The sequence below is a fragment of the Burkholderia sp. Se-20378 genome (genome assembly GCF_017104665.1).
In the GTDB taxonomy this organism is placed as follows: Bacteria; Pseudomonadota; Gammaproteobacteria; order Burkholderiales; family Burkholderiaceae; genus Burkholderia; species Burkholderia lata.
In genome coordinates this window covers 1-5526 of record NZ_JAAGPG010000550.1, presented here as the reverse complement: position 1 = coordinate 5526, position 5526 = coordinate 1, and the positions used below count along the sequence as shown (strand labels likewise).

Sequence of the window (5526 nt, the reverse complement as noted above, 5' to 3'; positions counted from 1 at the left end):
CCACGCCCCCGATCCCGCACACGTGCTGCCGGTTGCCGGCAGCCAGGCCGCAATCCGTGCGTTGCCCGCGTTGCTGCCGACCGGCGACGCCGGCGTCGCGACGCTCGCGTACGGCGAATACGCGCCCGCCTTCGCGCGCCACGGCCATCGCGTCGTCGCGCTCGACATCGACTCGGATACGCTGCCGGCGACGCTGCGTCACGTCATCGTCGGCAATCCGAATAATCCGACCGCCGAGTTCGTGCCGGCCGAGCGCCTGCTCGATTGGCACGCGCAACTGGCGGCGCGCGGCGGCACGCTGATCGTCGACGAAGCATTCGCCGATACCGGCGCGACGCGGTCGCTCGCGCCGCACGTCGATCGCCCGGGCCTCGTCGTCCTGCGTTCGGTCGGCAAGTTCTTTGGGCTCGCCGGCATCCGCGCAGGCTTCGTGCTCGCGTGTCCTGACCTGATCGTCGCGCTGCGCGACATGCTCGGTGCATGGACGGTCGGCGGCCCAGCCCGCCACGCGGTCGCCGCGGCGTTCGCCGACCGCGCATGGCAGACGGCCGCCCGCGAACGGCTCGCGGCCGACGGCGAGCGGCTGGCCGCCTTGCTGCGCGCTCACGACTTCACAGTTCGCGCAACGCCGCTTTTCTGCTGGACCGACGACCCGCGCGCTGCGGCACTGCATGCGGCACTCGCGGCACGCGGGGTCTGGACGCGGCACTTCCCGGCACCGTCGAGCATACGCGTCGGTCTGCCGGGCAGCGAAGCCGAATGGCAACGCCTCGGCGACGCGCTCGCGCACTGCATGCCGACGCTGCAACGGGAATCCGCATGAATCCGTCCATGTTTCGCCGGCTCACGCCAGTCGCGTTACTGGCCGCGCTCGCTTACGCGCCACTCGCCCACGCCGATGTCACGACACGCGACGACGCCGGCAATCCCGTCATGCTGGCGGCACCCGCGCAGCGCGTGATCAGCCTCGCACCGCACGCGACCGAGCTGATCTACGCGGCCGGCGGCGGAGCGAAGCTCGTCGGCACCGTCACGTACAGCGACTATCCACCCGCCGCGCAAGCGATACCGCGTGTCGGCGACAACAAGTCGCTCGACCTCGAGCGGATCGCCGCGCTGAAGCCCGACCTGATCGTCGTCTGGCGGCACGGCAACGCCGAGCGGCAGACCGACGCGCTGCGTGCGCTGCACATCCCGCTGTTCTTCAGCGAGCCGAAACATCTCGACGACGTATCGTCGTCGCTGCGCCGGCTCGGCACGCTGCTCGGCACGCAACCGGCGGCCGATGCGGCCGCGGCCGCCTATACGCGCGACATCGCGGCGCTGCGCACGCGTTACGCCGCGCGAGCGCCGGTCACGCTGTTCTTCCAGGTCTGGGATCGGCCGCTGATGACGCTCAACGGTGCGCACCTGATCAACGACGTGATCGAGCTGTGTGGCGGCCGCAACGTGTTCGCATCGCTCAAGCCGCTCGTGCCGACCGTCACCGACGAGGCGGTGCTCGCGGCGAATCCGGAGGCGATCGTGACGACCAGTGCGGGTACGACACGCTCCGACGAACCGCTGCCGAGCCTGGCGCGCTGGCGCGCGTGGCCCGCACTGACGGCCGTGGCGCGCAACAACCTGTTCGCGATCGACGGCGATCTGCTGACACGGCCGTCGCCGCGGATCGCGCAGGGCGCGGCTGCGCTGTGCGAGGATCTCGATGCCGCGCGTACGCGGCGCGCAGCGCGCTGATTGGCGGCGACTTGCCTGTTCATCGCGTGTCAGATGCCTGAGACGAATTGACTGCGCGCAGCGTCGTTCACACGCAGTGGCCAGCGCGCCTATTCGTCCCAGTGCACCACTTCCCACTTTCGCGCGGCGACATCCGCGCGCAGCCAGACGACACCACCGGTCGGTACTGACCGCGACAGCAGCGTACCGAGCGGCACGCGCAGGACATGCGATGCAAACGCACGGATCACGCCCGCATGCGTGACGACCCATTGCGGCCGGCCGAACCGCACCACTGCGTCGACCCGCCCCGCGACCCGCGCAGCAAACCGCGCAACGCTTTCGCCGCCATGCGCACACGCGTGCATCAGATCGGCCGCCCACGCATCGAGCGCCGCGCGATCGATATCGTCCCAGCGCCGCATTTCCCACGCGCCGAAATCCATCTCCTGCCAGTCCGCGTCGCGTCGCAGCGGCACGTCGCATGCCTGCGCGAGCCGTTCGGCAATCGACGCGCAGCGCGTCAGCGGGCTCGTCCAGACCTGTTCGGGAAGCGGTGCGCAGCGTGCCGACAGATGCGCGCGCACGGCCTGCGCGCCGGCGTCGGCCGGCGCCGCGAGCGGCACGTCGCTGCGTCCGTAGCAGATGCCCGGCTCGACGCCGACGGCCGGATGACGGATCAGGACGACGTCCATCCGAGCACCACGAGATAGATCGCCAGTTCGCACAGTTGCTGCGTGAAGCCGAGACAGTCGCCCGTATAGCCGCCGATCCGCTTCACGAAATAGCGGGCGGCCCACGCGCGCACGAGCACGAGCGCAACGCATGTGGCGACGCCCATGCGCCAGTCGGGCCAGAACAGCCAGGGCAATCCGAATAGCGCCGCGACGCACGCCGCACGCGCCCCCATCCGTTGCGCGACCGGTTTCGCCTTGCCTTCGGGCCGCACGTAGTCGAGCGTCATCAGCAAGCTCACCGCTGCCGCGCGGCTCGCCGCATGCGCGGCGATCATCGTCCACGCGGCGCGCAACGGCAGCATGGTCGCCAGCGCCTGCCATTTCACGCCGAGCGAGATCACGAGCGCGACCGCACCGAACGTGCCGATCCGCGAGTCGTGCATGATGCGCAGCACGTCATCGCGCGTATAGCCGCCGCCGAACGCATCGCAGCTGTCGGCCAGGCCATCCTCGTGAAAGGCGCCCGTTGCGAGCAGCGTCGCAGCCATCGACAACCCGACCGCGATCGACGGCGGCAACACGCGCAGCGCAGCGAGATAGACGAGCGCGCCCCACGCGCCGACACATGCGCCGACGAGCGGGAAATAACGCGCGGCCTTGTCGAGATCGCCGGCTGCGTAGCCGATCGAGCGTGGCACGGGCACGCGTGTGAAATAACCGAGCGCGACGAAGAAGTAGCGCAGTTCGGCACGCACGCCGCGCGCGCGCTCAGGCGTCACGATTGTCGACGCCGGCGGATTCGAAGCTCGCCATCTCCGTGAGGAATGCGGCGGCCGCACGCACGAGTGGCAGCGCGAGCGCGGCGCCCGTGCCTTCGCCGAGCCGCAGGTCGAGCGCGAGCAGCGGCTTCGCGCCGAAATGTTCGAGCATGCGGCGGTGCCCGGCCTCGTGCGACGTATGCGAGAACACGCAGTAGTCGCGCACGCCGGGCGCGATGCGCTCGGCGACGAGCAGCGCGGCCGTCGCGATGAAGCCGTCGACCAGGATCGTCATCCGCTCGCTCGCGGCCGCGAGATACGCGCCCGTCATCATCGCGATCTCGAAGCCGCCGAACGTCGCGAGCACATCGAGCGGCGCGATCGCGTGCGAGTGCTTGACGAGCGCACGACCGAGCACCGCACGCTTGTGCGCGAGGCCCTGGTCGTCGAGGCCGGTGCCGCGCCCGACGCACGCGTCGATCGGCACGCTGAGCAGGCGGCTCATCAGGCAAGCGGCCGACGACGTGTTCGCGATCCCCATCTCGCCGAAGCCGATCACGTTCGTGCCGAGCGATGCATGCAGGCGCACGCGCGCCGCGCCGGCCGCGAGCGCCGTCATCGCCTCGTCGCGCGTCATCGCCGGCTCCGCCGCGAAGTTGCGCGTCCCGCGCGCGACCGGCAGCGACACCAGCCGGTCAGACAGCGGCAGCGGCGACGCAACACCCGCATCGACGATCTCGAGCGTGCTCTGCGCGACGCCAGAGAACGCGTTGATTGCCGCGCCGCCGGCGAGGAAGTTCGCGACCATCTGCGCGGTCACCGCTTGCGGATAAGGACTCACGCCCTCGGCGGCAATCCCGTGATCGCCGGCAAACACGATCATCACCGGACGCTGCACGACCGGCCGCTCCGTGTGCTGGATCAGGCCGATCTGCAACGCGATCGCCTCGAGCTGGCCGAGGCTGCCGGGCGGCTTGGTCTTGTGGTCGATCACGTGCTGCAGGCGCTTGCGCAGCACGTCGTCGAGCGGCGCGATCGCGGGCGGGAAGTGGGTCGAGGTCGTCATCGAAAAGCCGTGTCGTTGGCGCGGCGTGCGTCGCGCATCGGAAAGGAAAAGGTCATTGTCGCTCGGGCCACGCGGGCAGCAGCGCGTCGCGGCCATTCTCGCGGATCAGCACGAGCGGATAACCGAACGCATCGCTTGCGCGCTCGGGCGTCAGCACGTCGTGCACGGGGCCGGCCCACGCGTGGCCTCGGCCGTCGAGCAACAGTGCATGCGTCGCGAAACGCCGCGCGAGATTCAGATCATGGCACGAGAACAGCACCGTGCGCGGGCTCGCGTCGAGCCATGCCGCCAGCGCGGTCAGGCAATCGATCTGGTGATGCAGGTCGAGATGCGCGAGCGGCTCGTCGAGCAGCATCGACGGCGCGTCCTGGCACAGCGTCGCGGCCAGCGCGACACGCTGGCGCTCACCGCCCGACAGCGACAGCACGTCGCGCGACGCGAGTGCGGTCAGATCGAAGGTCGCCAGCGCGTCGCGCGCCGTCGCGCGGTCGCCATCGCGCTCCCAGCCCCAGCCGTCGAGATACGGAAAGCGGTTGAGCAGCACCGTGTCGAACACGGTCGCGCTGAATGCGTCGTGCAGTTGCTGCGGCATCAGCGCGCGACGCTGCGCAAGCTGCTCGGGCGGCCATGCGGCAAGCGGCCGGCCGTCGATCTCGACGTGTCCGCCGGCGGGCGCCTGCAGCCCCGCGAGTGTCGCGAGCAGCGTCGTCTTGCCCGCGCCGTTCGGCCCGGCGATGCACCAGATCTCGCCGGGACGAAACACCTGGGTGAAGCCGTCGAGCAGCGTGCGCGCGCCGGCCTTCAGCGTCAGGTCGACGGCCGCGTAGTTCATGTCGCCGGCCGTGGCATTCAGTGCGGCCCCCGTCATCGCATCGGCCTCCTCAACAACATCCACAGGAACACCGGCACGCCGATCAATGCGGTCATCACACCGACCGGCAGTTGCGCGGGCGCGATCGCGGTGCGTGCGAGCAGGTCGGCCGCCATTACGCCGCCACCGCCCGCGAGCATCGCGGCCGGCAGCAGCATCCGCTGGTCGTTGCCGAAGGCGAGCCGCAGCGCATGCGGCACGACGAGTCCGACGAAGCCAATCGTGCCGGCCGTCGTCACCGCGGCCGCGGCGGCCAGCGACGCAACGAGATAGATCCGCATGCGCAGGCGCGCAACGGGCACGCCGAGCGCGAGCGCGGTCGCATCGCCGCGCAGCAGCACGTTCAGTTGCGGCGCGGCCGGCAGCGCGACGCATGCGGCCAGCAGCAGCGCACCCCACGCGAACCACGGCGCGGTCACGCCGTTCAGGTCGCCGGTC

At 70.6% G+C, this 5526-nt stretch carries 7 protein-coding genes; 2 read left to right on the top strand and 5 right to left on the bottom strand.

What is annotated here, in order from left to right:
- Together G3N93_RS33435 and G3N93_RS33430 are read left to right on the top strand one after the other, a co-directional pair.
- Positions 1–823: aminotransferase class I/II-fold pyridoxal phosphate-dependent enzyme (locus G3N93_RS33435; RefSeq protein WP_206134875.1), on the top strand; the 823-nt coding region annotated here is incomplete at its 5' end.
- Positions 820–1737, top strand: coding sequence for a cobalamin-binding protein (locus G3N93_RS33430; protein ID WP_206134874.1), 918 nt, complete (start codon positions 820–822; stop codon positions 1735–1737). The genes G3N93_RS33435 and G3N93_RS33430, both read left to right, overlap by 4 nt.
- Before the next feature lie 89 nt (positions 1738–1826).
- On the opposite strand, the gene cobC is transcribed toward G3N93_RS33430, so the two are convergent.
- From cobC to G3N93_RS33405, 5 genes are all read right to left on the bottom strand, one after another.
- Entirely contained in the window at positions 1827–2411 is a 585-nt protein-coding gene (cobC, locus tag G3N93_RS33425) for an alpha-ribazole phosphatase (RefSeq protein ID WP_206134873.1), read from the bottom strand.
- The gene (locus G3N93_RS33420) at positions 2396–3172 is read right to left on the bottom strand and encodes an adenosylcobinamide-GDP ribazoletransferase (protein ID WP_206134872.1); all 777 of its coding nucleotides are present in this window, start codon (positions 3170–3172) and stop codon (positions 2396–2398) included. The genes cobC and G3N93_RS33420 overlap by 16 nt, the downstream gene beginning before the upstream one ends.
- Positions 3162–4217 carry a nicotinate-nucleotide--dimethylbenzimidazole phosphoribosyltransferase gene (cobT, locus tag G3N93_RS33415; RefSeq protein WP_174941602.1) on the bottom strand — a complete coding sequence of 352 codons (1056 nt, stop codon included), beginning with the start codon at positions 4215–4217 and terminating at the stop codon, positions 3162–3164. Before cobT ends, G3N93_RS33420 begins: the two co-directional genes overlap by 11 nt.
- Before the next feature lie 52 nt (positions 4218–4269).
- Positions 4270–5085 (bottom strand): ABC transporter ATP-binding protein, encoded by an 816-nt coding sequence (locus G3N93_RS33410; protein ID WP_206134871.1) that lies wholly within the window; start codon positions 5083–5085, stop codon positions 4270–4272.
- Positions 5082–5526 (bottom strand): iron ABC transporter permease (locus G3N93_RS33405; protein WP_206134870.1); only part of this gene is annotated, 445 nt, incomplete at its 5' end. The genes G3N93_RS33405 and G3N93_RS33410, both read right to left, overlap by 4 nt.